Below are 23,885 nucleotides of genomic sequence, written 5' to 3' on the forward strand. Positions count from 1 at the left end.
ATCGCCCCGGATCAGGCTTTGCATGAGGACTTCCTAGCAAATGAGCAATCCAGCATTGCCACGGTAATACCCCCATTCCAATATCATACAAACAGAAGTATAGCAGCTAATGCCGACAGGCGCAATTTATAACATCCGCGCGGTATCCTTCCCTTTTCCGACTCTTAGCGATAAACCGAAACAAATCAGCATAATCACGCAGGCGAGCGTATACGGATAGTTGATATTGATATCAAACAAATATCCGGCGACAATCGGCCCCGCGATATTCCCCAGACTGGTGAACGCCGAATTCAATCCGGCCACATAGCCTTGTTGATCATTGGCGAGCTTCGACATTTGGGTGCCTATCGTCGGACGCAAAATATCGATCGCCAGAAAAACAATGAAGGTTACGGCAAAAATCAGCCAGAATTTGTGGACAAAAAGAATCACAAGAATGAACGCGCCGGCAAAGAACAGGCAGACCGAGATAACGAGCTTCTCGCCGAAGCGGCGCAAAATCCAGCTGAAGGCCGTGGCTTGGACTACGGCGCCGGCTACGGAGCCGAAGGTGATGATAAAGGCGATATCTTTGGGATCAAACCCGAATTTATGATCGACAAACAGCCCGAAGACCGTTTCAAAGTTAGCCAACCCGAAAGACATGACGAATACGATAATCAAACTTAAAAAATACGGTTCCCTATAAGAGTTCATAATCTGGCTAAACAGACCGCCCCGTTGTTTCTCGGCGGCTGGAGCGTTGGGTAAGGATTTGTCTTTCGCCGCAGGCCTTGATTCCTTTAAGACGAATCCGGTGATGCATGCGGCTGCGATTCCCGCGATGCCGGCGCTATAGAATGGCACCCGAATTCCGAATTCCGCGATATATCCGCCGATCCCCGGGCCGATAATAAAACCTGTCGTAATGGCCGCGTTGATAAAACCCATTCCGGCCGCGCGCTCTTCATTCGTCGTGATGTCCGCCGCGTAAGCCATCACCGCCGGCATAATCATGGCGCCGCTGATGCCGCCGAGCATTCTCGAAATAAACAGCAGGACCGGAGAACTCGCTATCCCGAACAGAACTTCGGATAGAGCAAATACGATCATGCCGAGGACGATCATCCGCTTTCTTCCGAAGGTATCGGACAGTCTGCCTGCTAAAGGCGAAAACAGGAATTGGGTGAGCGAAAAGGACGCCACCAGCAGGCCGACGATACTTCCGCCAATCCCCAACTCATTCATGAATTTTGGCATAATCGGTATGATGAGGCCGATTCCGGTAAAAACCAAAAAAAGGTTGAACATCAGGATGAGCAAGGCTCCCCGATTTTTTAATAAGACGGTCATTATTCTGTAATCCTCCTAGTTGTTTAACAAATATACTGAACGTTCATTCTAAATGAAAGCAAAAAAAAGCCGGCAGACTATTTGGCGATTCCGCGCAAAAATACATCGATCGCGAGCCGGTAAGCCGCCAGCGTCTCTTCTCTGTCCATCTTGCGTGAATGTTGACTTAAACCGATCCATAGACAGTCCAAAATGACCGCGAGTCCGTTAACGTCCGTCATTTTAAATTCGCCGTTATCGATACCCCTCTGCAGTAATTGCGTATTAAAGTTAATGTATCCTCTGACCAGTTCCTCGATCCGGTTTACGACCTCCGAGTCTTTTTCCGAATTGTTGTAAAACTCGTCGATCGCTTGAGTCAACGGATGGTTGATTTGTTCAACCGCCAAATGCTCGGCCATGCCGTACAGCTTATCGATCGTTGTCGGATACTGCGCCTCCTTGGTCAGCCATTTCTCTTCCCATTCCCGGTCCCACTCCTCAATCAGGTGCAAGAACAGCCCTTCCTTGCTCTTGAAGTGGTAATAAATATTTCCGGCGCTGCAGCCCGCCGCTTTCACAATATCTCCGATGGAAGTGGCGTTATAGCCTTTTTTTATAAATAAAGCTCTGGACGCTTCGGCTATCTTTTCCTTCGTATGATCGCTTTGTTCTTTCTTTTTGTTCAACATTCCCACTTCCCTTCGAACAATAATACTGAACGTTCATTCAGTATATTATAGGCGATCCAAACGATCTTGGCAATCCGTAAGCTTAATGAATTATTATCAACAACCCAATTCGATTTAAACCAAAGATTCACTCTTGCATAAGCTCGCGGGATGGTACAATTATACAATCAAATGACAATTTGGAGCCGATGGATTATGACCGTAGAACGGGTAATTGATCTAATAAATAATGAATTATTTGGAGTTCCCGGTATTGTGGGTATAGTATTGGGGGGTTCAAGAGCAAGAGGCATCCATCACGCCGCGTCCGATATTGATATCGGGATTTACTATGATGAATCGGAAGGCTTTGAAGTCGGGGAAGTCGGTAAAATCGCCACGAAAATCGATGATGCGCATCGGGAAAATTTGATCGTCTCTTTAGGCGAATGGGGGCCATGGGTCAACGGCGGAGGATGGCTGATCGTCCAAGGCTATCATGTGGATTTCATCTTTCGCGATATAAAGAGAGTGTCCGAGGTCATCGATGATTGCTTGGAAGGCAAGGTTTCCCCGCATTATCAAACGGGGCATCCGCATGCCTACCTGAATGTCATGTATATGGGTGAAATCTCCATTTGCCGAATACTATCCGACCCTGCCGGCCGGATTTCCAGGCTTCAAGCCAAAACAACACCGTATCCCAAACCGTTAAAAGAAGCCATAATCGGCTATTTCATGTTTGAGGCTTCCTTCTCCTTCATATTTGCAAAAAACAACGCGGACAAGGATGATATTTCCTATGTAACGGGTCACGTCTTCCGTTCGATCTCATGTTTAAACCAGGTCTTGTTCGCCTTGAATGAACAATATTGCATCAATGAGAAAAAGGCGGTTCGGATGATTGAAGGTTTTCAAACGAAGCCTATGGATTACAAGGGAAGGGTAGATCAAATCATTACCTTGATTTCTTCGGATAAGACCAGCACCGTTCGAAGTATTGAACAATTGGGAGAGCTCGTTGCGGACACGGAATCTTTGCTCCGCTAATATCCGAAAAACAGGGGTCCTCCCCTCACCCGGGAGACCCCTGTAAATTTTTCTATAACCCCAGCCGTTGCTGAAGGATCACCGCCAATTCTTCCGTCGTATCCCAAACAATGGGGCGGATTTCTTTCATATTTACCAGTAGATTGTCGGCATCCCCTCTGTTCACGGTCCAAATGACCGGGATGTTCATACCGAGCGCATAACCCGCCGCAAAATACACCTCGGGAGATTGGCCGGTTAAATCCGCAATGACGAGTTTGCTGTCCGCTATAGCCTCCAAGGAGTACTTTTCACAGTTTTTTGTTTCCTTATGAGCAAACAGGCGCGGCAGATAACCGTACTGCTCGATTTTAGGCAGCAGCTTATCCAGCCAGTCCGTCCCCCAATCCTCCTCGCTCGAAATTAGTAAGGAGCATGGTTTTAATTTTTTGCCTCCGGCGCCGGCGGCCGCTTCCCTCCATCCTTTCTCCGTCAGCTGGAACGACATCCCTTCCCTGATCAGCAAATCCTCGGCTCCCAGTTTATCAATAATATATACCAGCTCTTGCAGATTCGGAGAATACGTCAGATTGTAATTTTTGGAGAGCGGTTGAATGATAACCGGTTCCCCCGGCGCTTCGGAATGTCTGTACAAATACTGAAGCAAGCGTGTTCCTTTATCTTCAATGGTCACGGGAATGTCCGAGGAATTTACGATACCTTCCAAATCCTCGGCGGAAAGCGCAACCTGTTCATCACAATCCGTCAACTCGCGGATATGACCCGATATTACATGCAGAATTTCGCGCTTCTTGGGGTGCGGGAACGAATTAATGGGCTCATAGCTGTCTCTCAGCAAATTATAGGCCTCGCCGGGCGCGCAGGAACAGCCGATAAACCGGTCGTACTCGCCTTCCGGTTTCACGGGAACAATCTCATCGCAAAACAAACAGCGTTTCTTCAACATTGCAACTCATCACCTCTTATCTACCTTACCAAGATTTATCGGGAAAATAGACAAGAAGATTTTACCTTTAACAGACATAGGCATATTCATATATTTCTTCCCATCAATATAAAAGTATGCTGTGCGTTTGATGGCCAGGAAGGAATTGGAGGAAGCATCCGTTATTAAACCGTATCTCCCGGGTTTTCGTTCATTTTGACCCAGGGGGAAAATATCAATGATTAACGATCATGATTCGATTTCCTTCTGAATCCTCAAAAACAAAAAACGAGATTTCATCGAAAGTTACAATATCTCTCGCCTTCCCGCCAGCCTCCATGACACTTGCGCGGGCTTTCTCAAGATTACCGGCCTTGTTGCTCTGCCACGGCTTCACCTCATCAATTTTGGATAAGAATTGATTTCGCGTATTGAATTATACGATATTGGGCGGGTAATTATCCGAACCGCGTCCAAGAGCGGACGGTTTGGGCAATGTCGGCACCCTCGGTAATCATCCGGCGGATGTCCTCATTGATCAACTGCCTGCCGGCATTCCATTTTCTACTGCGAAAAAACGCACCGAGCTCCACATGTTCCAGTTCTTTGAGGTAGCGGGACCATATGGGATGATCGGTCAAGCCTTGCTCCGCTGCTTGCAAGCGGGTATTGGGAAGCACCCAATTTCGGCTGGCCAAAATATAATGCCGCAAAAATTCCCAAGCCAGACGCGGGTGTTTCGATGTCCGGGTGACCCCGGCACCGGCCATGTAAAGCATATTGGTTTCTATTCCGCCCGGCATTTTCGGCAATCCGATAACGCCGTACTTATTTTGCGAGTCGGGGATGATGCATGAAGTGCCACCCGAAAAAGAAGCCCATCGCGGCGTTTTCCGGCTCGAATCCTGCCATGCCCGCCGGTTGATCGGGCATTCGAATGATCTTGTGCACACGGTAGGCGTCGATCAATTTCCGGAAAGCCTCTATCGTGGCGGGACTGTCCACATAGCCGTACGCCGTTGAACCGTCCGGTGACACATAGCCCCCTCCGTTTCGCATAGCGAAGGGCTCCCACCACTCGATATCGGCGCCGATTTCGAATCCGTACTGTGTGATCTGGTCGCGGTCGTTCCGCAACGTCAGCTTCTTGGCAATCTCCACCATATCGTCCCATGTCCAATCATCCGTCGGGTAAGCCAATCCGGCCCGGTCGAACAATTCCCGGTTGTAAGCGATAAGCGGCGGCATGATCTCCAGCGGCAATGCGGGCAAGATCCCGTTATAATGGATAGCCTTGCGCAACCCGGAATACCAGTCGGTCTCTAACCCCGCTATTTCCGCGGCATAAGGGGACAGGTCGATAAACAAATCATCGACATTACCGGCCGGGAACCCGCCTAATTCGATGATGTCCGGCGCTTCGTCCGAATCCAGCGCCCGGGTCATTTCGAAACTGTCTACGGCGTGTTGAATAATTATGTTCAAATTCGGGTGGACCCGTTCGAAGGATTCCTTGGCTTCTTTAAGAACATGCATATAATGAGGGATCTCCGTCATGAATCGCAGTTCTGTCATTGACCGCTCTCCTCTTCTTGAATCTGTAGTGAAATACTTTGTTCCAAATAACCGATTGCGGCGCTTTCAAAATCTTTTGCTTTTTCCAACAGTATCACGCAAGCATCAATGGTATCCGGGGACATTGGTTACGAAGACTTCACGAACGGAACAAGCCGACTAAGTTCATCCAGAGCATCCGCCGCTTGGTCATAGGCTTTCGAAACAAGCGACATCAGCTGAAGTGCTTCTTGCCGGAATGGCACACTTTGTGTGTATTGAGCGGCAAAGCGCCTTGCTTCCGCAAGTGCGGCACACAGTTGACCCATCCCATACCCAAATCATTCATAAGCCTCTCCAGCGTGGCTCGCCAATCAAACATATAAAGTCCGTCCGCAAATGTCGTATAGTCCGAGATTTTCAGGCGGAAGGCCAACGCGTATTAACGCATCCTGCACCACGTCGTCCGCCATGTAAGAATCCCGCGTAAGCCGCTCTGCCCAGCCGCGGGCTTTTTTGCGGTGCTGTTCCAGCAACACGCCCATTGCCTCGGTATCCCCCTGTCGTGCTCTTTCAACCAGCAGCCGATCCTGGTCGTTGGACGCCAAACCGGAAGTCCCGCCCCGGTTGTTTTCTTTATATCTTCCCTCCGCATTGCCGCCCATAATTTCCTCCTTGCATCTTGTCGTCCTATAATAATGGATGCCATTTGCATAACCGATTTGAACACAAGGGTGCGAAATTTGCACATAGTTTTTAATCTTAGATAAAAATCATTCTTTATAATTTCTTTCTCTATTCGCCAGAACACCCGATTATCCTCCATAGAAAAAAGCCGCCTTCTGGGCGGCCTTTCTTGTTCTCCCGGTTACTCGGGACCGACTACGGAATGGGGAACATACGGCTCCTCCAGAAACGAAATTTCTTCCGGCGACAACTGTACCGACAAGGCCGCTTCCGCATCTTCGAGATGGGATATTTTCGTAGCGCCGATAATGGGAGCCGTCACCGGTTCCTTCTGCAGCAGCCAGGCTATCGCGATATGAGCGCGCGGAACGCCGCGTTTTTCGGCGATGGCCGCGACCCGTTCCACAATCAGACGGTCGGCATCGGCTGTGGCGTCGTATTTCGATTTTTGCACTTGGTCGGTTTCGGAACGATGCGTTGCCTCCGACGAGTCGCGGGTCAATCTTCCCGATGCGAGCGGGCTATAAGGAATAACCCCGATCTTCTCGGCTTTGCAAAGCGGCAGCATCTCCCTTTCTTCTTCGCGGTAAATGAGATTGTAATGATTCTGCATGGATACGAACCGGGTCCAGCCGTTCTTCTCGGCGACATGCAGCGCCTTCAGAAACTGCCAGGCGTACATGGCCGAAGCGCCGATGTATCTCGCCTTCCCGGCCTTCACCACATCATGCAGGGCTTCCATCGTCTCTTCAATGGGCGTATTGTAATCCCAGCGGTGAATTTGGTACAGGTCGACATAGTCGGTTCCCAGCCTCTTTAAGCTCTTGTCGATTTCGCTCATGATCGCCTTGCGGGAAAGTCCGGCCCCGTTGGGGCCTTCATGCATGCGGAAATGAACTTTGGTCGCAAGCACGATTTCGTCCCGGTTGGCGTAATCCTTAAGCGCGCGTCCAAGGATCTCCTCGCTGGTCCCGCCGGAATATACATTGGCCGTATCGAAGAAATTGATACCGAGTTCCAATGCTTTTTTGATGATAGGCCGGCTGTTCTCTTCATTCAACACCCATGGATGCACCCATCGCTCGGCAACGCCGAAGCCCATACAGCCAAGGCATATCCGGGACACGTCCAATCCGGTATTTCCAAGTTTTACGTATTCCACTTAACCGATCCGCTCCTTTGGCTTTTTTATCGATTCAAATTGGATATTGAATTAGCGTATAAAGACCGTTTATCTACTTGTTCGATATTTAACCGTAAAGTCCCTTCTTCCGTTAATTAATTGATATCAATAAACCGGCAAAGCCATAGCTCTTGATACATTATCGAACCAGTGTCTATAATTATAGGCGCCTCTTATTTCCGAACAATGGAGGAAACATTTCTGAAGGTTGAGGAGTTATACAACATGGAAAATGCAAATGCCCGTGAATTATTTCATATATTGAACCGGCGTTTTAGTTTATTGAATAAAACCTGCTGTAAGGTTGGTGATCTGGATCTCTCTTCTGTCCAAAGCCATATTGTGTTTGAGGTTGACCGCCGGCATCAACCGTCCATGCAGCAAATTGCGGAAACATTGGGCGTGGATATCACGACGTTCAGCCGGCAAGTTCAAACCTTAATTAAAATGAACTTATTGAAAAAGACCCCCGATGCCGCCGATCGCAGGGTCTACATTTTGTCCTTGACAACCGAGGGAAAAATCGCGGCGGACAGCATCGATCATCAAATGAACACGCAATTGGATGAGATTTTTTCGCATATGAGCGAATTTGAAAAAGAAACGGTCTTGCGTTCGATTCAACTCATGAACGACTGTATGGAGAAACATTCCGGATAAGCAATAGTCATTCCGCTCATCCGTCCGATCGAGCAGCGGGTACCCAACCGGTGAGCAGCGCTCCCCCCTCGGGCTGGTTGCCTGCGGCAAGCTCTCCTCCGTGTCCTCTGACAATTTTTTGCGAGATGGTCAGCCCTAATCCGCTGCCTCCGGTCGAACGGTTCCTGGACACTTCACCGCGATAGAGAGGTTCGAACACGCGCGCTTGTTCATCCGGGGAGAAGCCCAGGCCCGTATCCCGGACCGTAAACATGACTTTGGAGTCTTCCGTAAAGCATTGAATCTCAATTTCGCCATCGGCGGGGGTATGCCTGACGGCATTATCCAACAGATTGTTCATGGCCCGTTCCAATAAGTGAGGATCCCCGCCTACTATACAATCGCCCGCGGAACGAAGCGAAATGGAGATGTGCTTTAGCCGGGCTTGCGGGCTCAGACTTTCTATCGACTTCTGCAGTATGAGTTTAAGATCAACTGTTTTGTAGTCCGGTTTGGTTTCCACATACTCCAGCTTCGTAAACGTGAAAAGATCTTCCACCAGCCGGTCCAATTGGGCCGACTTTTCTTTGCAGACCGCCACATATTTGGCGATTTGCTCCGGGGATTGCGCAATCCCTTGCGAAAGCCCGTCCAAATACCCGCGCAAAGCGAAGAGCGGCGTCCGCAAATCATGCGCAACGGCGGCGATCACGAACCGGCGTTCTTCTTCCAGTTCCGCTTGCTTCCGATGCGATCTTTGCAGCCCCTTCATCATAACCTCGAATCCGTCGCGCACCTCGGCGATTTCCGCGATCCTGGATAAGGGGAGCCGCACCTCCCAATCTCCCGCGGCAATTTGCCTGGCCGCCAGACTCATTTTCTCGAGCGGCTTTAGCAGAAATCTGCGCATTTCCATCGCAATGATAAAGATAGCGAGCAAAAGTCCGGCAAACGCGGAAATCATCGGAACCGTTCTTGAATTCGGCAGGTAAATGACTACTTTTCCGATCAAGCTACCGTTCTCTAAAATAGAAAACCGTTCAATTGAAGCCCCTACACCACCGCGTTGTGAATCGGACCGGAAAATTTCCTGGCCGGATGCGTTTAAGATAATCGCTTCCATCTCCGTTTTCCGCAATTGGGTTTGCAATCGGTTTCTCCAGGTCGGATCGTTCCATTCGGCCGAACCCGCTTCGATCATCTGGACCGTTTCGGTCAACTCCTGTTGCAGGTGCGCGTTTTGCGTCCGGCTTTTACCGAGGCTAAGCGTTCCCGTCTCTATAAAATGAGCGGCAACATAGAATATCCATGGCACCGAGAGGATGAACAATAAACAGAGCAATGTAAACTTACGAATGCGAAGCGTCCTCATGTCTTCCTCCCTCAAAGCGATACCCAATTCCCCAGACGTTGACCAGATGTTGCGGATGATTCGGATCCGCTTCGATTTTCTCGCGCAATCGGCTGAGATGAACCCGGATCGTATGCTTGTCTCCTACCCCATCCCAAAATTTCTCCAACAATTGCTCATATGAAAAAACATATCTGGGATGCTCGGCGAACAATTGCAGCAGCTCATATTCCTTCGGCGTAAGCACTACGCTCTTTCCGTCCGCGGTTACATCTCTTGTTGATAGATTCAGCTTGAGGCGACCATAGTCCAGAATTCGTTCATCTATTGGCTTGCCGGAAGCGGAACGCCGCAGCACGGCTTTTACTCTGGCGACGATCTCTCCCGGCGAAGCCGTCTTGACGATATAATCGTCGCCGCCCAGTGTCAGTCCGCGAATCTTGTCCACATCGTCGCTGCGCGCGCTCAAGAACAGAATCGGCACGTCGCTCTCCGTCCGTATCCGGCGGCACAGCTCGAACCCGTTGTCCCCCGGCATCATAATGTCCAGGACTATGCAATGAACGGCGTTCTCTCGGAATTCCTTCCATGCCTCGGCGCTATCGCATGAGGTAATTACCCGATAATTTTCGTTCTCCAAAAAATCCCTTAACAATTCGACGATGCTTTGGTCATCGTCTACCACCAGTATCGTAATATACGGATTCATGTACATCCCACCTTGCCTCCTAGTTTAACATTTTTTCCACGGCAGCATATCGAACCGAACAATCTGTGATGCTTTGTTTATTGTTTTGTTACTTTTTTATAGCCTCGTTTGAGATAATCGGCGGGTATCATTCTATATGCGCAAACGGACTGGGAATGCCGAAAGCAAACATCACGTCCTGCGCAGTACAGATATAAGGAGGTTTTCCGATGGGGTTTTCATTTTTTCCGTTCGGAGCATTATTTTGTCTCACGCTGTTTTGTTTTGTGGGGGTGCGAATCTACGCGATTCGTCATCACTCTAAAAATGGAGAGCCAAACGACCGCGACATCGCGATGGTCCTAAAAAACCGGATGGCTAAAGGGGAATTGGACGAGACGGAATATCGCCGGCTGAAAGAGCTGCTGACCAAATAACAAGGAGGATTCTTGCATGCGCACGATTCAAATCGTACTTTTTGACGGCTTCGACCTGCTGGATGCGATTGCGCCATACGAAGTGTTTTGCGCGGCAGCCATGAACAGCGATAACGCGTTAAGCGTAGAATTCGTCACCGCCGAAGGACCGCGATCGGTGACGAGCGGCATCAACGGGTTGCGAATCGAAGCCGGCGGCAGGCTGAACCCGGAACTCGCGGGAATCATTCTCGTGCCCGGCGCGTCCGGAAATGTCGAGGGGGACGGCCCCGATTCGATTCCGGCGATTCTTCGACGGTGAATGGGATACGATCATCGCAACGCCGGTCGGGAAGCTGGAGGTTAAGCTCTCGATCGCAACCGATGGAGGTACGATTCGAGGCACGGCGATACAAGGCGATGAGACCGCCCGGTTTGAGAATCCCTTACTTCTGGACGACAAACTCGCCTGGTCGTTACGCATCACCAAACCGATGCGCTTAAATCTGAAATTCGAGGTTTCCGCCGATGGGGACCTGATGACCGGCATCGCCAAAGCCGGTGTGCTCCCGGCCTCCAAACTAACCGGGAAGCGAGTGACCTAAACGGGATTTGGGAGGTGCTTCGACCGTATGAATATCCGCAAACTGTTATACGGATTATTGGCAAGTGTCAGTGTTCTTTTTATTATTTACGCCTTGGCGGACAATTTCATCATCGATCCCGGAGCCAAGGAATTTTTAAGTCATAAAACCGGGCTTAAACGCGAACTTAACGTTCCGGTTTGGCTAAACGTGATGTACATACACGTTGCGTTTGCCTGTATCGCCACGGCGGCGGGATTACTCAATTTTTCACGGCGTATCTTCGAGAAAAACCGGACATTTCATCGCATTAACGGTTACGTTTATATGGTGTCCGTGCTTCTCGTCGTGATGACTTCCGGTTATATGGCGCCCTACGCCACCGGAGGAAAAATAACCGGCATCGGGTTCAACGCGCTTAATATAATATGGCTCCTTATAACCGTGACCGCGCTAGTCCAAATCAAAAAGAAGCGGATCATCCGCCATCGGAACTGGATGATCCGCAGCTACGCCTTCTGTTTTACGAATCTGTTGATTCATCTGATCACCGCCCTTGTTCACCGGGGCTTCGGGTTCGACTATGCCACCGGCTACACCGTCGGCGTCTACGGCTCCATCATCCTGCTGCTTACTATTCCTTCCTTTATCATAGGAGCTTTAGGAACAAATAAAAGGAGCACAACCTAGAGTTGTGCCCCTTCTAATTTATTAAGAAATAAAAAAGCCGCAAACCAAGGTTTGCGGGCGTTTTATGACCTCATGTTCGCTTTTTCTGCTCCTGTGATACGACTGTAGAAATAGCATGCTTATAGACCATACTCTGCCTTCCGGATGGTGTACGCAGCAATACCGCGTATTTGTCGAATGCTTCAATCGTTCCTTTTAAGGGTACTCCATTCGTGGTGATTATCGTGCACTCGGTCCGATTTTTCCGGAAGTTGTTCAACCTATGATCTTGACTGGTTTCAAAAGTGTCGTCTTTCTTTTTCATTTCCATCCCTCTCTCTTTATAAGGATTTTCTTGACTTCATCTTCTACTATAGCACACGGAAGTCAAGTCCCCTTATATTTCCTTCTAGAGTCAAGGGATTTATTTTGCGAGGGAAGACTTAAATGATCTCTTTCCGTTTGAACAAATAAATGTATAAAATCAAGCCGGAAACAGCGCTTAACGCCGCGCATAAGCCGATAAATCCGTAACCGGCCTGAAGCCCGCGAAGCAATCCCAGCTGCGTTTCCGCGCCGAAAATGCTTTTGACGAGCTCGATGACGCCCCCGATGACATAATTGCCGATGACACTGCCGAGTCCCATCATCGTAACTGTAAATGTTATGGCCGTATCGCTTCCCTTCGGATATCTTTTGGCGATAAAAGCCATCACCGTCGGATAAATCATGGCAATGCCGATGCCGGCCGCGGCAAACAGAAAGGCTAAGCTTTCTCCGCCCAGGATGGCGGCAAAGGTGCACAGGGCCGAAAATCCAGAAAAGAGAATAAGCGATAAGGTGAAACCGATGCGATCGGTTAAAGCGCCCAGGAAAAGACGCGCCAGCGCAAAGCATAAGAAAAAGGCGGACAGCATCCCTGAAGCGGATACCGTATCCCAGTTATAAGCTTTTTCCAGGAAGTTGACAAGCCAGCCGCCCACGGCCAGCTCCGATACGACGCCAAATGAAAGAATAAGCACCATTAACCAGATAACCCGGTCTTTTAGCAAAGCTTTAAAAGGAACACGTTCGTCATGCTGGATATCGTCCCCCGGAAAAGTACTGAATAACGCAAAAATAATCGGAACGATGGACAATAAGAGCATGACAAGATACATACCACGCCAATCCAATGTATAGCCGTTGATCGTAACTTTCATCAGACCCGTGGCGATCAGCGGAGCCACTGTCGAACTAAGGCCGTAGAAGCCATGCGTCAAATTCATCATCGTCCCCGTATTTTTAACAAAGATCCGGGCACTGAGTATAGCCAGGCCGATCTCCAGCATCCCGTTTCCGATGTACATCAGGAAGTAGGAGGCGGAGAACAGAGGATAGTTATGCGCGAAAAATATAAATATGCCTGAGGCGGCCATGGAGGCGAAAGCCGTAACCGTTACCCACTTGATTCCCCACAGTCTGGTTAAATAAGCGGTAAAAGAACAAGCGATCAAATACCCCAGGGCATTCAGGGACAATAAAGTGCCGAGCTGCGATTCGTTCAGCATAAAGTCAAATTGTATCCGCGGGATGGCCGGTCCTTTGATATTTTCCGAAAACCCGAAGATGACGAATCCCAAAAATATGGTTGCCAACTGCATAGCATAAATCTTGTTGAATTTACCTTTACTTTTCTCCACTCTTCGTCCTTCTCCCCATCCTTTGTTATCTCTTTTCGTGGACTTACAGCCGGTAGGCTAAGCTTTCCAAGGTAGCCGTTACCAGGCCTTTCATGTATTCACGGTGCGTATCGTTTTGCAGGATAAGCCGGGGCATATGCTCTTCCGGAATGTCCTTCAAACAACGCTGGTACAATTCGGGCAACTGGGATTTACGGGGAAGCTCGCCCGTAATCGCAATCGTCACCGGGTTGATGATGGCAATAATCGCGACAAGCGTCGATGCCGCCACCCGGATGAAACCTTCGACGGTATGCAGTTGCCGCAGCTGCTCCTCCCGCGATATTCCGAACGGCAAAAAGGAAACCTCTCCCCCGAAATGGGTGTTGCCGGACAATATTCGTCCGTCAACAATGAAGCCGGCGCCGGGAAAATGGTTTTTCGGAAACGTAACGACGGCAAATGTCTTCTCTTCTTCGTAGTTTTGCAAATGGTAAAAACCGTACACCGTCATGTTCATATCGTTTTCGATGATGACCGACATTTTGTATTTTTCTTCCAAATAGGGCCCCAGCGGCTTGCCCGCAAGCTCCGGCACATCGCAAACGCCGATGATTCCTTGATGGACGACACCAGGTATTCCAATCCCGATGGCCAGTGCATTATCGGTTTCGCCCAAGAGCTTTTCGATTAACCGGTCAATGGCTTCGACATCGATCAGCTGCAGCTCAAGGGTGGCTTCCTTGACGGTATCGCCGATGAGGTTGACGATGCTGTAGCTGATGGAATGAATGCCTCCTTCCGTCTTGACCAGCAAACAAACGGCGCAGCCAAAATCGGCGTTATACTTATATTGTTTGGCGGGCCTGCCGCCGCTGGATTCGTCCGGCTCCATCTCGATGACCTCTCCCGCGGCGACAAGCTCGTTAAGGATTGTCCCGCATGTAGCCACACTAAGACGGGTAAAACTCGCAATCGACGCTTTGGTTCCGGTCCCCTGGGCTTTTAACGCATTTTTTACCAGCTCCACATTCATTTTTTTGACTTGAATCGAGTTATAAGAAAGTGGCTGCATATGATCGCCTCTTTTTTAAATAGTTTTTAAAACTATTTTAATAAGTGGATTATAATACTTCTCTAATTCGCCGTCAACAAATAATCTTTCTGCTCAACAAGACCCCGTATCTGTACATTTGCCTTTTTCTGAAGGAATCGTGTCTCTGGGTCCGTTGTTTCATAAAATAGCGTAATGGCGGTTTGAGCACTATTAGGCGCAAGAGGTGAAACGATGATTTTATTGGCTAACGGACATCCACCTAAAGATTATTATCGTGACATTTCCGATTGGGATCTGGCAGCGGAACGGGAAGGAACCCATGGTGAAAGCGGAGAAGTAATTCCGTTTGATTTCGGCGGGGTGGCGGAGTTTGCCGCGCCCAAAAGCATTGAAACGCACCTCCACCCCGATCTGACGCCCTACCGTCTGCGACCGTTCGGCGGATATTTGGCGATCATTCCGGGCGGTAAGGTATGGGGCCGTTCGGGTGCGATATTGTCGTCTGAGGGAAAGCTGATCTTTGATCTGTCGCAGGAATATGACGCCGAGCAATACAGAATGCTGGAAGCGGAAGAGCATCCGGTGTTTCGCCGTTGGAACGATCCGGAGCTTCAGGATTTGAACGGAACGGCGGCCGTATTGACGTTTTGCGGAAGCTATAATTATTTTCACTGGCTGTATGATGTTCTCCCCAGATTCGCGATGCTTCAGGCAAGCCCGGTACCTTATTCCGCTATCATTATGAATCCGAATCCTTACGGACCTTTCGTGGAGCAAACCTGGTCGATGTTGGGCATATCCGGCGACATGGTCATCCGGGCAAGCCCCGAGTTGTACATCCGGCCCGAGCGCTTGGTCGTCCCGTCCCTGATGATGAATTCCCATTATCCTCCTTGGGCCACGCAGACACTGCGCCGTTTAATGCTACCGTTTAGAGATGCGGCGATTGCCGCCCCCGAGCGTATATATATTTCGCGCAGTAAAGCCGACACGCGGCGCGTAGTCAATGAAGATCAGGTGATCCGCTGTCTGGAAGAGTACGGCTTTGCCTCGGTTTGCCTTGAGAAATATACGGTGGCCGAGCAAATCCAACTGTTCGCCGAGGCCAAGGCGATTGTGGGGCCGCATGGCGCCGGGCTGGCCAATCTTGCTTTTTGCCGTCCCGGAACCCGGGTCATCGAGCTGTTTCATAACGAGCATATTGTCCCGACGTACTGGATGATCAGCAACCATAATGCATTGGATTATTACATGCTTTACGGACGGGGATGTCCCGACCACGCCGTTCGTTTTAAAGGCCTTGAAGATATTTATGTGGATACGGAGCGTCTGAAGCGCACGCTGCAGTTGGCGGAGCTGTAAAAGAAAAAACAACCGTTTCGCCTGTCGCGAAACGGTTGTTTCTATCATTTTGTTCTCTGATTTACATTTCAAATCCTCTACCCTCTTCTTGCCAGCGAGCGGTACATCAGGAACAGGAAGTAAGGAGCTCCGATCAGCGTGATGAACAGACCCGACGGAATCTCCGTAGGCGCCATCACGGTTCTTCCGACCGTATCGGCCAGGACGAGCAGCAATCCGCCGAGCAGTCCCGACAAAACGATCGACCGCCGCGTGTGATGCCCGATCATCATCCGCACCGCATGCGGCGCCATCAGCCCGAGAAATCCGATCGTTCCTACGCAAGCGACGGCACCGGCCGCAAGCAGAACGCCGAGGATCATCGCGAACAGTCGCGTGCCCCGGACTTCCAAACCGAAACCGGTCGAGCTCTCGTCGCCGAACGCCAGCAGATCGAATTTTCGTCCTAAGTAATAAGCCAGCGGCAGAAGCACAAGCAGAAAAAGAAGCAGAGTATAAAGCTGATTCCAGCTCCGGCCGTAAGTCGAACCGGTCAGCCAGATATAGGAGCTGTTGCTCCAAAGACTTGCTTTGACGATCATGACCTGGATCCCGGCGGAGCCGATGGCCGATATGGCGATCCCGAGCAGAATGAGCACGGAGGGATTCAAGGCTTTGCGCCAGGCCAGGAAAAATACGAAGGCGGCCGCGATAATCCCGCCCGCGATCGCCGCGAACGGCACGGCGACGATCGTTAGTCCCGGCCAGATGACCATGGCGATCATCGCGCAAAACCCGGCACCCGAAGTCACGCCGATAATCGAGGCGTCAGCCAGCGGGTTCCGCACGGCGCTTTGAATCAAGACGCCGCTGACGGCCAGCGCGATCCCGGCCGCCGCCGCCACAAGGGTGCGCGGAAGCCGGATATTCATCAGAACGGAATACTTTTGCTCTCCCCCGCCGGTAATGCCGGCCAGCAGCTCGCTGACCGGTATTCTCGTTCCCCCGAACGACATGCTTACAATAATGGTTACCAGGAGCAGTACGGCCATGAATAACGCCAGCGGAACAAACCGAACACGCTTGGCGGCGGCCCCTCCTATACTCATGGACGACTGCCCTTCGCCCGAGCCGGATATGTTCTTCACCTTGGTGAGCACCAGCCAAATGAGCCATGGCGCTCCAATGATCGCCATGACCGCGCCGACCGGCATCTCCCCCACATTGCTCCGCACCATGCGCGCCAGCGTATCGGCCGCGGTAATGAGCAGCGCGCCCCACAAAGCGCTTGCGGGGATCAGCAGGCGATGCTTGCGGATGCCGCTGAGCCGGACCAGATGCGGCGCGACCAGGCCTACAAAGCCGATCGGGCCGACGACGCTGACGACGATCGCGGCCAGCAATACCGACATACCGAGGCCTACCGCCCGGGCAAGCCCCACCCGCTGACCGAGCGAACGGGCGGTCGACTCATCGAGCTCCAGCATATCGAATTGTCTGCCCAGAAATATCGCCGCCACGAGCAGTGCAAGGACAAATGGCCAGGCGAATACGACGCCGTCCCAGTCCAGCTGAATAAGGGAACCGGCACCCCAAAGAAATAAATTTTGCGTTTTGGTTTGATTGAAAATATGTAAGGCCGACGTAAACGCTCCGAGCACCATAGATACGATCATGCCCGATAATGCCAGCCGGACCGGCGTGGACGCCCGGCCTCCGCCCAAGAGATAAGCCACCAGCGCGGCCAAAAGTCCGCCTACGACCGCCAGCAAAAAAGGAAACTGCTGCTGTAGGGCCGGAAAGGCAACCATGCCCAGGACCACCATAAAATAAGCCCCGGCGTTGATGCCCAGCGTATCCGAGGCGGCGAGCGGGTTCTTCGTTATAGTCTGCAACAAGGCGCCGGCCGCGGCAAGCGCCGCCCCGGCCAGGATACCGATCACCGTACGCGGCATGCGGATTCCCCAGAGCAGATTGTGTTCCATCACATCGCGGCGGTGCAGGAGCCCCTCCACTACAGTAGCCGCCGGGATGTTGGCCTCTCCGAATCCGAGACTCACAATAAATAGAACGAAAAGGGCGGCAATGCCGCCCCCAAATATTCCGATTAGCCGCCAAGTCATTCCGATTGAGGCTGTATTTGCGCTACTCTTCCCATTCATCAACAAGCACTCATTTCGTCAATGTTTTTACAACTTCATCCACGATCACTTTGGAGGAAACCGGACCGCCGAACACCCAGGTCGTGCTGTCCAAAGCGTAGGTACGGTTCTCTTTGACAAAATTAAGACCGTTCCAAACCGCATTATCCTTCAGTTCCTTCGAGAATACATTATCATCTTCTTGGACGATATATATCAAATTCGTATCTTGAACAGCAGGCAATGCTTCCACGGTCGAAGAAGTAAATCCGTAAGCCTCAAAGTTTTCGGGCTTCCAGTCGTTCTTCAGACCGATGCGATCCAGCGTTTGAACGGCAAGCGAGTTGTCCATGAACAGGCGCAACGTCGCCGCATTCTGGTAACTGAACGCCTGGGTCAGCACATAATTCAATCCGTCCTTGCCGGCGGCGGCCAGCTTCTCCTTGGCTTCGGCATAATGCGCATCGAGGTCGGCGAGAACCTTTTCACCTTCCGCCGTTTTCCCTACAGCCGCCGCAATCGTTTTGAAGGTATCCTCCATAATCGTATACTGATCGCCTTGACCTTCCTTAGGATACAGGTCGAACAGCAGCGTCGGCGCAATGCCTTGCAATTGATCATAAATCGGCTCATGACTATCGGTAACACCGATAATCAAATCCGGCTGCAGCGCGGCGATCGTCTCCAGATTCGGCTCGTCGCGCGTACCGACGTCCGTCACGCTTGCATCCAATGGAGCTTCGGAAGTTACATAGATGCCATAGTTTTCGTTATCGGCGTTACCCACCGGCTGCATGCCAAGCGCGATAATATCTTCGGTATAGGTCCACTCCAGCACGACGACTTTTTCCGCGGGCTTATCCAGCGTAACCTCGCCTTTGGCGTCTTTCAGGACAATAGGTCCGGTTGCGGTATCATTACCGGCATTTGCGGCACCCGCATTGGCGGCATCGGCATTTCCGGCCGTGTTCCCGCTTGATCCCTGGCCGTTCGATTGATTTGATCCACATCCTGCCACCACCAGTACGATCGCGGCAACCAGGAATAAACTCCATATTCTTTTGTGCATCTCTCTTCCCCCTGAATTTCGATATGAGTTCTTAATGATAATTATTATCGTTTAAATGATAATGATTATCATTCCAATTATATTAGAAATCATATATGCAAATTCCGGAAAAGTCAAAGATTAAATAAAATTTTGATAGTACGATTTATTGAAGGCTCAAAACTTAAAGTATTGGAGACAACAATCTCGCAACCGCCTCTTTGAATTTTTGCAGATTGCCCCGTGCTTCATACCGTTCCAGGGTCAGCTCCGAGCAAGCCTCACTGTCTTTCGTAAACAATTCAAATAGTTGATTGGCGATGTTCTCATCGTACACGAGCGCATTCACTTCGAAATTCAAGTGAAAACTGCGCGTGTCGATATTCGTGGTGCCGACGGACGCGACCTCTTGATCGACCACGATCGTCTTCGCATGCATAAACCCTTTCTCGTACTGCATGATTTTCACACCATACGGCAACAGTTCTCCGGCATAAGCCAAAGTCGCCGAATATACGAACGGGTGGTCCGGCTTGTTCGGAATCATAATGCGGACATCCACACCCGATAACAGCGCGATTTTGCAGGCGTCCATAAAGCTGGAATCGGGGATAAAATAAGGCGTTTGTATGTAGATGCTTTTCTTCGCCGACATGATCAATTTGAGATACATATTTTTGAGATGTTCCGTTTGTGAATTGGGGCCGCTGGAAACAATCTGTACCGCGCTATCTCCTTTGGAGCTGTCCAATTTGAAGCAAAATTCGTCGTGGCTCTTTGCCTTCCGGTCCGTCGCTTTGTTCCAATCCAGAATAAACCGGCTTTGAATCTGATTCACGGCTCCTCCCGCAATCCGTAAGTGTGTATCCCGCCAGTAGCCCATTTTTTTATCCAAGCCCAAATATTCGTCCCCGATATTAAAGCCGCCGATATAAGCTACCTCGCCATCGATAATACAAAGCTTCCTATGGTTCCGGTTATTGATGCGGAAATTAATCAGCCTAAAGAAGGAAGGGAAAAAGACTTCCACTTCTCCCCCATGCGCGATCAATTCCTTAAAAAAAGAAGGCTTCATCCGCCTGGAAGCCGATTTCATCATATAGAACCCTAACCTTTACCCCTTCCTTCGCTTTCGCCGTCAGCTCGTCCCTAAACCGCTTCCCCAATCCGTCCGGCTGATAAATATAATATTGAACGTTGATTTCTTTGGTTGCCTTTCGGATATCCCGAAACAGCGAATCGAATTTGTCTTTGCCGTCATGGAAAATAGCGATATCATTGTCCGTAGTGACGAGCGCGTTGGATCGCAAATTCAATCTTATTAAATCCTCGTGCTTGGTTAAGTTCCCGCCCAGACGGCGAATATTCATCGCTTGCTCATGAACCGCGGCTTGAAGGTAATTGCTTTCCTCGGATGTAAGCTTATAGAAATTTTTTTGTTTTAATTGCCGTCCGAAGAAAATGTAAAAGACGAATCCGACGATCGGCACAAAAAATAAGATCATTAACCAGGCCCAGGTCGATCCGATGTCCCTTCTTTCGATAAACACGACGGCGGCGGCCAACAGAATATTGCTCACCGTTATAATAGAAACAATCAGTGTTACGAGGTTGCCGAAATCCAACAGTATGTACTCCTTTCATTTCGTTGCCGTGGTATTCTGTTTTCTGTTTTTCCTTCAATTATCAATCAGTTTACCTTATCGCGGATAAGTCTAGCAAATGCGCCATACACATACCAAGACAAAGGTAGGAATAATCATGAATCTACATGCGCTGCGCATCTTTACGGAAGTAGCCAATACGGGCAACGTGACCCGGCGCCGCCAAAAATCTGCTGCTCAGCCAGCCCGCGGCTACCGCTCAATTGCGGAACTTGGAACAGGAATTGGGAATGAAGCTGGTCGCTTCCAAGGGCCGTTCCATCCAATTGACGGATGCCGGAGCGCGATTGGCTATTGGACCATTCGGCGGACATTGCAATTGTCTGCGGAGAAGCTTATAAAGAACCCGGATTGAATTATGTTACTCTGCTCGAGGATAAGTTCGTCTTTATCGTTCACCGGAATCATGCATTGGCCGGTTCAACGATCACATTCGAGGAATTAATGAAGGAGACTTTTATTCTCCGGGAGGAAGGCAGCTATACTCGCAGAAAGCTTCTTTCCTTGTGCGATGCCCATGAAACGCCAAAGCCGAGGGCTAGTCTCAGCATCGAAGGCATGTACGAAACTATCGAGGCCGTCAAAGTGGGATACGGAATCTCCCTCGCTTAACGAATATTAAATCATAAATTATTTTGATGAAAGAGCTTAATATATATATTGGTTTTATGCAAAATATTATAATATGCTGTTTCCATAGGACATTTGAATCGCTGTGACCTGGCCCAAAAGGAGGCTTTGATATGACATCATCACTTTTTACCGCATATAAAATTGCAGTGCAAGCCCGCTTGCATGAAATGAAGCGGACGGCGGAAGCGGCCTTGGAGCAATTGGACGAAACCGGCTTGTCTTGGACGCCGGACCAGGGATCCAACAGCATTGCCGTTATCGTAAAACATATGAGCGGCCATATGATTTCCCGTTGGACCGATATTTTTACAACGGATGGGGAAAAGCCGGACCGCAACCGCGAGGCGGAGTTTATACCCGATCAACCGACCCGCCAGGCCCTGCTGGAGCGTTGGGAACGTGGTTGGGAGGCGTTTCTGGGACAGCTCGAAGCCATCGGAGAACCGCAGCTGCTAACGGAGATTTATATCTACGGCAAGCCGCTCACCGTGATTGAGGCGATCGAAAAAAGCCTCTACCATTATGCCTATCACACGGGCCAAATCGTATATATCGCCAAGGAGCAGCTGAAGGATCGATGGACCAGCTTATCGTGACGATCAAAAAGAGCGGTTCCCATAAACATGTGGGGAACCGCTCTTTTTATCTTATTCAATTCGCGTGAGCCGCTTCACTCCGTCCTACCAGATGGCAAGTTGCATAATGTCCTTCCGAAACGGCTTTCTTATCCGGTTTGGCGGTTTTGCAGACATCCATGGCGAACGGACAACGCGGATGGAACGTACAGCCTTTCGGAGGATTAAGCGGCGATGGCACCTCACCCTGGATCGACTGCATTTCCTGTTTCTGCTCCGGCGAATCCGGAATCTTCAGGATCGAATTGAGCAACACTTGCGTATAGGGATGCGTCGGTGCTTGGAACAATTCATCCGCCGGCGCTTGCTCCACCACTTCTCCCAAATAAAGCACGGCAATCTCATCGCTTAGATATTCAACGACCGCCAAGTTATGCGAAATAAAAATATAAGTAAGATTAAACTCCTCCTGCAGATCGCGAAGTAATTGAATGACCTGAACCTGGATGGATACGTCGAGCGCCGATACCGGTTCATCGCAAATAATCAGCTTCGGATTGAGCGACAGCGCCCGCGCGATCCCTACCCGCTGCAATTGTCCACCGGACAGCTCGTGCGGATAGGCATACTGGATTTCGTCGGGCAAACCGACCCGCTCCAGCAGTTCGACGACGCGTGCGCGCCGGCTCGCTTTCGTTCCTATTTTATGAATCGCCATGGCGTCTTCGATGGCGTCTCCCACCGACATTCTCGGATTCAAGCTCGCTCTCGGATCCTGAAAAATAATTTGCATATTCTGACGCAAAGCGCGAAGTTCCTTTTTCTTGACTCTGGAAAGATCGACTCCGTCAAAAATGATCCTGCCCTTGTCCGATTCCAATAAGCGCAGGACCATCCGGCCGAGCGTCGACTTTCCCGAACCGCTTTCGCCCACGATCCCCAGCGTCTTCCCCGCTTCCAGGGTAAACGAAACATTTTCGACGGCATGCAGCTTTTTCCCGTGCACACGAAATGTTTTTGAGACATTCTCTACTTGCAGCAGCGGATTAGACGGCATAGGAAGCGACCTCCTCGGCATGATGGCAGGCTATGTGATGATCTGCACCAAAGGGGCGCAGCTCGGGCACTTCGTGATGACACCGCTCCGTCTGGTACGGGCAGCGCTCGGCAAACGGGCAACCGGCCGGCGCCTCCGTAAGTGTCCTTGCCGCCCCGGGAATAGGCATAATCTCTTTTCCTTTGTGACCGACTTCGATAATGGAGCGTTTCAGCCCGATGGAGTACGGATGCGTAGCTTCACGAATGAACTGATCCGTACTCGCCGCCTCCATGATTTGACCGCCGTACATGACGATGATCTTGTCGCAAAAGTTGGTGGCCAAACCGAAGTCGTGCGTCACCATGACCACGCTCATTCCCCGCTTTCTGCGCAGCTCCTGCAGCAGGGCGAGAATTTGCATCTGGACGGTGACGTCAAGTGCCGTCGTCGGTTCGTCGGCAATCAAGAGCTGCGGCTCGCAAGCGAGCGCGATCGCTATCATGATGCGCTGGCGCATGCCCCCGGAGAACTCGTGAGGATAACTCTTGAACCGGGAGTGAGGATCAGGAATCCCCATTTCGTGCAACAGCTGAATCGTTCGTTCAAAAGCTTCCTTCCGGCCGGCGTATTGATGCGTCAGCATCGCTTCCATAATCTGATCCCCGATGCGCATAATCGGATTTAAACTGGTCATCGGGTCCTGAAACACAACGCCGATGTCGCGCCCGCGAATGTCTTCCAACTGTTTTGGGCGTAATTTGAGCAAATCCTTTCCTTGAAACATGGCCTTGCCTGACGTAATTTTTCCGTTTTCGCGCAGCAGCCCGATCGAGGACATCAAGGTGACGGACTTGCCGGACCCGCTTTCGCCGACGATCCCTAATGTTTCATTTTCATGAATCGCAAAACTGACGCCGTTGACGGCATATACTTCATCTTCGCTTCTGGAGAATTTCACCTGAAGGTTCTCAATGGAAAGCAGCGGTTCGCTCATG

At 50.4% G+C, this 23,885-nt stretch carries 25 protein-coding genes and 2 pseudogenes; 9 read left to right on the forward strand and 18 right to left on the reverse strand.

The genetic code is table 11. The features are described from left to right. Window positions 1-126: 126 nt before the first annotated feature. Both V3851_RS07155 and V3851_RS07160 read right to left on the reverse strand, forming a co-directional pair. Entirely contained in the window at window positions 127-1,335 is a 1,209-nt protein-coding gene (locus V3851_RS07155) for an MFS transporter (protein WP_331845842.1), read from the reverse strand. A gap of 77 nt (window positions 1,336-1,412) precedes the next feature. Further along, window positions 1,413-2,003 (reverse strand): TetR/AcrR family transcriptional regulator, encoded by a 591-nt coding sequence (locus V3851_RS07160; RefSeq protein ID WP_331846306.1) that lies wholly within the window; start codon window positions 2,001-2,003, stop codon window positions 1,413-1,415. A gap of 198 nt (window positions 2,004-2,201) precedes the next feature. On the opposite strand from V3851_RS07160, the gene V3851_RS07165 reads away from it, so the two are divergent. Further along, complete coding sequence (locus V3851_RS07165; RefSeq protein WP_331845843.1) at window positions 2,202-3,035, forward strand: nucleotidyltransferase domain-containing protein; 834 nt, start codon at window positions 2,202-2,204, stop codon at window positions 3,033-3,035. Between the two features lie 52 nt (window positions 3,036-3,087). Here V3851_RS07165 and V3851_RS07170 read toward each other — a convergent pair whose 3' ends face one another. The 6 genes from V3851_RS07170 to V3851_RS07195 all read right to left on the reverse strand — a co-directional run bounded on the left by V3851_RS07170 (window position 3,088) and on the right by V3851_RS07195 (window position 7,363). Next, entirely contained in the window at window positions 3,088-3,981 is an 894-nt protein-coding gene (locus V3851_RS07170; protein WP_331845844.1) for a hypothetical protein, read from the reverse strand. Between the two features lie 437 nt (window positions 3,982-4,418). Then, a complete protein-coding gene (locus V3851_RS07175; RefSeq protein ID WP_331845845.1) occupies window positions 4,419-4,772 on the reverse strand; it encodes a type 2 periplasmic-binding domain-containing protein in 354 nt (117 codons plus the stop codon). Window positions 4,773-4,788: 16 nt separating this feature from the next. Beyond that, window positions 4,789-5,535 carry an ABC transporter substrate-binding protein gene (locus V3851_RS07180; RefSeq protein WP_331845846.1) on the reverse strand — a complete coding sequence of 249 codons (747 nt, stop codon included), beginning with the start codon at window positions 5,533-5,535 and terminating at the stop codon, window positions 4,789-4,791. A gap of 214 nt (window positions 5,536-5,749) precedes the next feature. Next, window positions 5,750-5,896 (reverse strand): hypothetical protein, encoded by a 147-nt coding sequence (locus V3851_RS07185; RefSeq protein WP_331845847.1) that lies wholly within the window; start codon window positions 5,894-5,896, stop codon window positions 5,750-5,752. Continuing rightward, the gene (locus V3851_RS07190) at window positions 5,889-6,179 is read right to left on the reverse strand and encodes an RNA polymerase sigma factor (RefSeq protein WP_331845848.1); all 291 of its coding nucleotides are present in this window, start codon (window positions 6,177-6,179) and stop codon (window positions 5,889-5,891) included. The genes V3851_RS07185 and V3851_RS07190 overlap by 8 nt, the downstream gene beginning before the upstream one ends. A gap of 203 nt (window positions 6,180-6,382) precedes the next feature. Next, window positions 6,383-7,363: an aldo/keto reductase gene (locus tag V3851_RS07195; protein WP_331845849.1), complete on the reverse strand. Its 981-nt coding sequence runs from the start codon at window positions 7,361-7,363 to the stop codon at window positions 6,383-6,385. Between the two features lie 246 nt (window positions 7,364-7,609). On the opposite strand from V3851_RS07195, the gene V3851_RS07200 reads away from it, so the two are divergent. Next, complete coding sequence (locus V3851_RS07200; RefSeq protein ID WP_331845850.1) at window positions 7,610-8,044, forward strand: MarR family winged helix-turn-helix transcriptional regulator; 435 nt, start codon at window positions 7,610-7,612, stop codon at window positions 8,042-8,044. A 16-nt stretch (window positions 8,045-8,060) separates the two neighbouring features. On the opposite strand, the gene V3851_RS07205 is transcribed toward V3851_RS07200, so the two are convergent. Continuing rightward, window positions 8,061-9,395, reverse strand: a complete 1,335-nt coding sequence (locus V3851_RS07205) for a sensor histidine kinase (protein WP_331845851.1) — start codon at window positions 9,393-9,395, stop codon at window positions 8,061-8,063. Continuing rightward, window positions 9,373-10,083 carry a response regulator transcription factor gene (locus tag V3851_RS07210; RefSeq protein WP_331846307.1) on the reverse strand — a complete coding sequence of 237 codons (711 nt, stop codon included), beginning with the start codon at window positions 10,081-10,083 and terminating at the stop codon, window positions 9,373-9,375. Before V3851_RS07210 ends, V3851_RS07205 begins: the two co-directional genes overlap by 23 nt. 209 nt (window positions 10,084-10,292) lie before the next feature. On the opposite strand from V3851_RS07210, the gene V3851_RS07215 reads away from it, so the two are divergent. The 3 genes and pseudogenes from V3851_RS07215 (at window position 10,293) to V3851_RS07225 (ending at window position 11,752) form a co-directional block, all read left to right on the forward strand. After that, the gene (locus V3851_RS07215) at window positions 10,293-10,499 is read left to right on the forward strand and encodes an SHOCT domain-containing protein (RefSeq protein ID WP_331845852.1); all 207 of its coding nucleotides are present in this window, start codon (window positions 10,293-10,295) and stop codon (window positions 10,497-10,499) included. Between the two features lie 16 nt (window positions 10,500-10,515). Beyond that, window positions 10,516-11,083, forward strand: a pseudogene (locus V3851_RS07220) (type 1 glutamine amidotransferase family protein). Between the two features lie 27 nt (window positions 11,084-11,110). Further along, entirely contained in the window at window positions 11,111-11,752 is a 642-nt protein-coding gene (locus V3851_RS07225) for a DUF2306 domain-containing protein (protein WP_331845853.1), read from the forward strand. A 70-nt stretch (window positions 11,753-11,822) separates the two neighbouring features. Here the strand turns inward: V3851_RS07225 and hfq are convergent, their stop codons facing one another. The 3 genes from hfq to V3851_RS07240 form a co-directional block, all read right to left on the reverse strand. Further along, entirely contained in the window at window positions 11,823-12,062 is a 240-nt protein-coding gene (gene hfq, locus V3851_RS07230) for an RNA chaperone Hfq (RefSeq protein WP_414859279.1), read from the reverse strand. A 112-nt stretch (window positions 12,063-12,174) separates the two neighbouring features. Further along, window positions 12,175-13,374 (reverse strand): MFS transporter, encoded by a 1,200-nt coding sequence (locus tag V3851_RS07235; RefSeq protein ID WP_331846308.1) that lies wholly within the window; start codon window positions 13,372-13,374, stop codon window positions 12,175-12,177. Between the two features lie 82 nt (window positions 13,375-13,456). Next, a complete protein-coding gene (locus V3851_RS07240; protein ID WP_331845855.1) occupies window positions 13,457-14,467 on the reverse strand; it encodes an ROK family protein in 1,011 nt (336 codons plus the stop codon). Window positions 14,468-14,680: 213 nt separating this feature from the next. Here V3851_RS07240 and V3851_RS07245 point away from each other — a divergent pair, with 213 nt between their 5' ends. Beyond that, on the forward strand, window positions 14,681-15,811 hold the full coding sequence (locus V3851_RS07245) for a glycosyltransferase family 61 protein (protein WP_331845856.1): 1,131 nt from the start codon (window positions 14,681-14,683) through the stop codon (window positions 15,809-15,811). A 77-nt stretch (window positions 15,812-15,888) separates the two neighbouring features. On the opposite strand, the gene V3851_RS07250 is transcribed toward V3851_RS07245, so the two are convergent. From V3851_RS07250 to cls, 3 genes and pseudogenes are all read right to left on the reverse strand, one after another. Next, window positions 15,889-17,952 carry an iron ABC transporter permease gene (locus tag V3851_RS07250; RefSeq protein ID WP_331845857.1) on the reverse strand — a complete coding sequence of 688 codons (2,064 nt, stop codon included), beginning with the start codon at window positions 17,950-17,952 and terminating at the stop codon, window positions 15,889-15,891. A 10-nt stretch (window positions 17,953-17,962) separates the two neighbouring features. Continuing rightward, window positions 17,963-19,000 (reverse strand): ABC transporter substrate-binding protein, encoded by a 1,038-nt coding sequence (locus tag V3851_RS07255; RefSeq protein ID WP_331845858.1) that lies wholly within the window; start codon window positions 18,998-19,000, stop codon window positions 17,963-17,965. A 163-nt stretch (window positions 19,001-19,163) separates the two neighbouring features. Further along, window positions 19,164-20,604: pseudogene (gene cls, locus V3851_RS07260) on the reverse strand (cardiolipin synthase). 251 nt (window positions 20,605-20,855) lie between these two features. Between cls and V3851_RS26940 the strand changes: the two are divergent. The 3 genes from V3851_RS26940 (at window position 20,856) to V3851_RS07270 (ending at window position 21,872) form a co-directional block, all read left to right on the forward strand. After that, window positions 20,856-20,984, forward strand: a complete 129-nt coding sequence (locus V3851_RS26940) for a hypothetical protein (RefSeq protein WP_414859280.1) — start codon at window positions 20,856-20,858, stop codon at window positions 20,982-20,984. After that, window positions 20,938-21,255 carry a LysR family transcriptional regulator substrate-binding protein gene (locus V3851_RS07265; protein WP_331845859.1) on the forward strand — a complete coding sequence of 106 codons (318 nt, stop codon included), beginning with the start codon at window positions 20,938-20,940 and terminating at the stop codon, window positions 21,253-21,255. The genes V3851_RS26940 and V3851_RS07265 overlap by 47 nt, the downstream gene beginning before the upstream one ends. A gap of 131 nt (window positions 21,256-21,386) precedes the next feature. Further along, on the forward strand, window positions 21,387-21,872 hold the full coding sequence (locus V3851_RS07270) for a DinB family protein (RefSeq protein WP_331845860.1): 486 nt from the start codon (window positions 21,387-21,389) through the stop codon (window positions 21,870-21,872). A 55-nt stretch (window positions 21,873-21,927) separates the two neighbouring features. Here the strand turns inward: V3851_RS07270 and V3851_RS07275 are convergent, their stop codons facing one another. Then, window positions 21,928-22,908 (reverse strand): ABC transporter ATP-binding protein, encoded by a 981-nt coding sequence (locus V3851_RS07275; protein WP_331845861.1) that lies wholly within the window; start codon window positions 22,906-22,908, stop codon window positions 21,928-21,930. Further along, window positions 22,898-23,884: an ABC transporter ATP-binding protein gene (locus V3851_RS07280; protein WP_331845862.1), complete on the reverse strand. Its 987-nt coding sequence runs from the start codon at window positions 23,882-23,884 to the stop codon at window positions 22,898-22,900. Before V3851_RS07280 ends, V3851_RS07275 begins: the two co-directional genes overlap by 11 nt. Window position 23,885: the final 1 nt, after the last annotated feature.

This window comes from Paenibacillus haidiansis (assembly GCF_036553665.1).
GTDB classification, from domain to species: Bacteria; Bacillota; Bacilli; order Paenibacillales; family Paenibacillaceae; genus Fontibacillus; species Fontibacillus haidiansis.

Excerpts from the sequence above, each read along its gene's own strand:
- V3851_RS07155 (WP_331845842.1), bottom strand. The coding sequence starts at position 1,335 with ATGACCGTCTTATTAAAAAATCGGGGAGCCTTGCTCATCCTGATGTTC.
- V3851_RS07165 (WP_331845843.1), top strand. The coding sequence starts at position 2,202 with ATGACCGTAGAACGGGTAATTGATCTAATAAATAATGAATTATTTGGA.
- V3851_RS07170 (WP_331845844.1), bottom strand. The coding sequence starts at position 3,981 with ATGTTGAAGAAACGCTGTTTGTTTTGCGATGAGATTGTTCCCGTGAAA.
- V3851_RS07180 (WP_331845846.1), bottom strand. The coding sequence starts at position 5,535 with ATGACAGAACTGCGATTCATGACGGAGATCCCTCATTATATGCATGTT.
- V3851_RS07185 (WP_331845847.1), bottom strand. The coding sequence starts at position 5,896 with ATGTTTGATTGGCGAGCCACGCTGGAGAGGCTTATGAATGATTTGGGT.
- V3851_RS07190 (WP_331845848.1), bottom strand. The coding sequence starts at position 6,179 with ATGGGCGGCAATGCGGAGGGAAGATATAAAGAAAACAACCGGGGCGGG.
- V3851_RS07200 (WP_331845850.1), top strand. The coding sequence starts at position 7,610 with ATGGAAAATGCAAATGCCCGTGAATTATTTCATATATTGAACCGGCGT.
- V3851_RS07205 (WP_331845851.1), bottom strand. The coding sequence starts at position 9,395 with ATGAGGACGCTTCGCATTCGTAAGTTTACATTGCTCTGTTTATTGTTC.
- V3851_RS07210 (WP_331846307.1), bottom strand. The coding sequence starts at position 10,083 with ATGAATCCGTATATTACGATACTGGTGGTAGACGATGACCAAAGCATC.
- V3851_RS07215 (WP_331845852.1), top strand. The coding sequence starts at position 10,293 with ATGGGGTTTTCATTTTTTCCGTTCGGAGCATTATTTTGTCTCACGCTG.
- V3851_RS07225 (WP_331845853.1), top strand. The coding sequence starts at position 11,111 with ATGAATATCCGCAAACTGTTATACGGATTATTGGCAAGTGTCAGTGTT.
- hfq (WP_414859279.1), bottom strand. The coding sequence starts at position 12,062 with ATGGAAATGAAAAAGAAAGACGACACTTTTGAAACCAGTCAAGATCAT.
- V3851_RS07235 (WP_331846308.1), bottom strand. The coding sequence starts at position 13,374 with ATGCAGTTGGCAACCATATTTTTGGGATTCGTCATCTTCGGGTTTTCG.
- V3851_RS07240 (WP_331845855.1), bottom strand. The coding sequence starts at position 14,467 with ATGCAGCCACTTTCTTATAACTCGATTCAAGTCAAAAAAATGAATGTG.
- V3851_RS07245 (WP_331845856.1), top strand. The coding sequence starts at position 14,681 with ATGATTTTATTGGCTAACGGACATCCACCTAAAGATTATTATCGTGAC.
- V3851_RS07250 (WP_331845857.1), bottom strand. The coding sequence starts at position 17,952 with ATGAATGGGAAGAGTAGCGCAAATACAGCCTCAATCGGAATGACTTGG.
- V3851_RS07255 (WP_331845858.1), bottom strand. The coding sequence starts at position 19,000 with ATGCACAAAAGAATATGGAGTTTATTCCTGGTTGCCGCGATCGTACTG.
- V3851_RS07270 (WP_331845860.1), top strand. The coding sequence starts at position 21,387 with ATGACATCATCACTTTTTACCGCATATAAAATTGCAGTGCAAGCCCGC.
- V3851_RS07275 (WP_331845861.1), bottom strand. The coding sequence starts at position 22,908 with ATGCCGTCTAATCCGCTGCTGCAAGTAGAGAATGTCTCAAAAACATTT.
- V3851_RS07280 (WP_331845862.1), bottom strand. The coding sequence starts at position 23,884 with ATGAGCGAACCGCTGCTTTCCATTGAGAACCTTCAGGTGAAATTCTCC.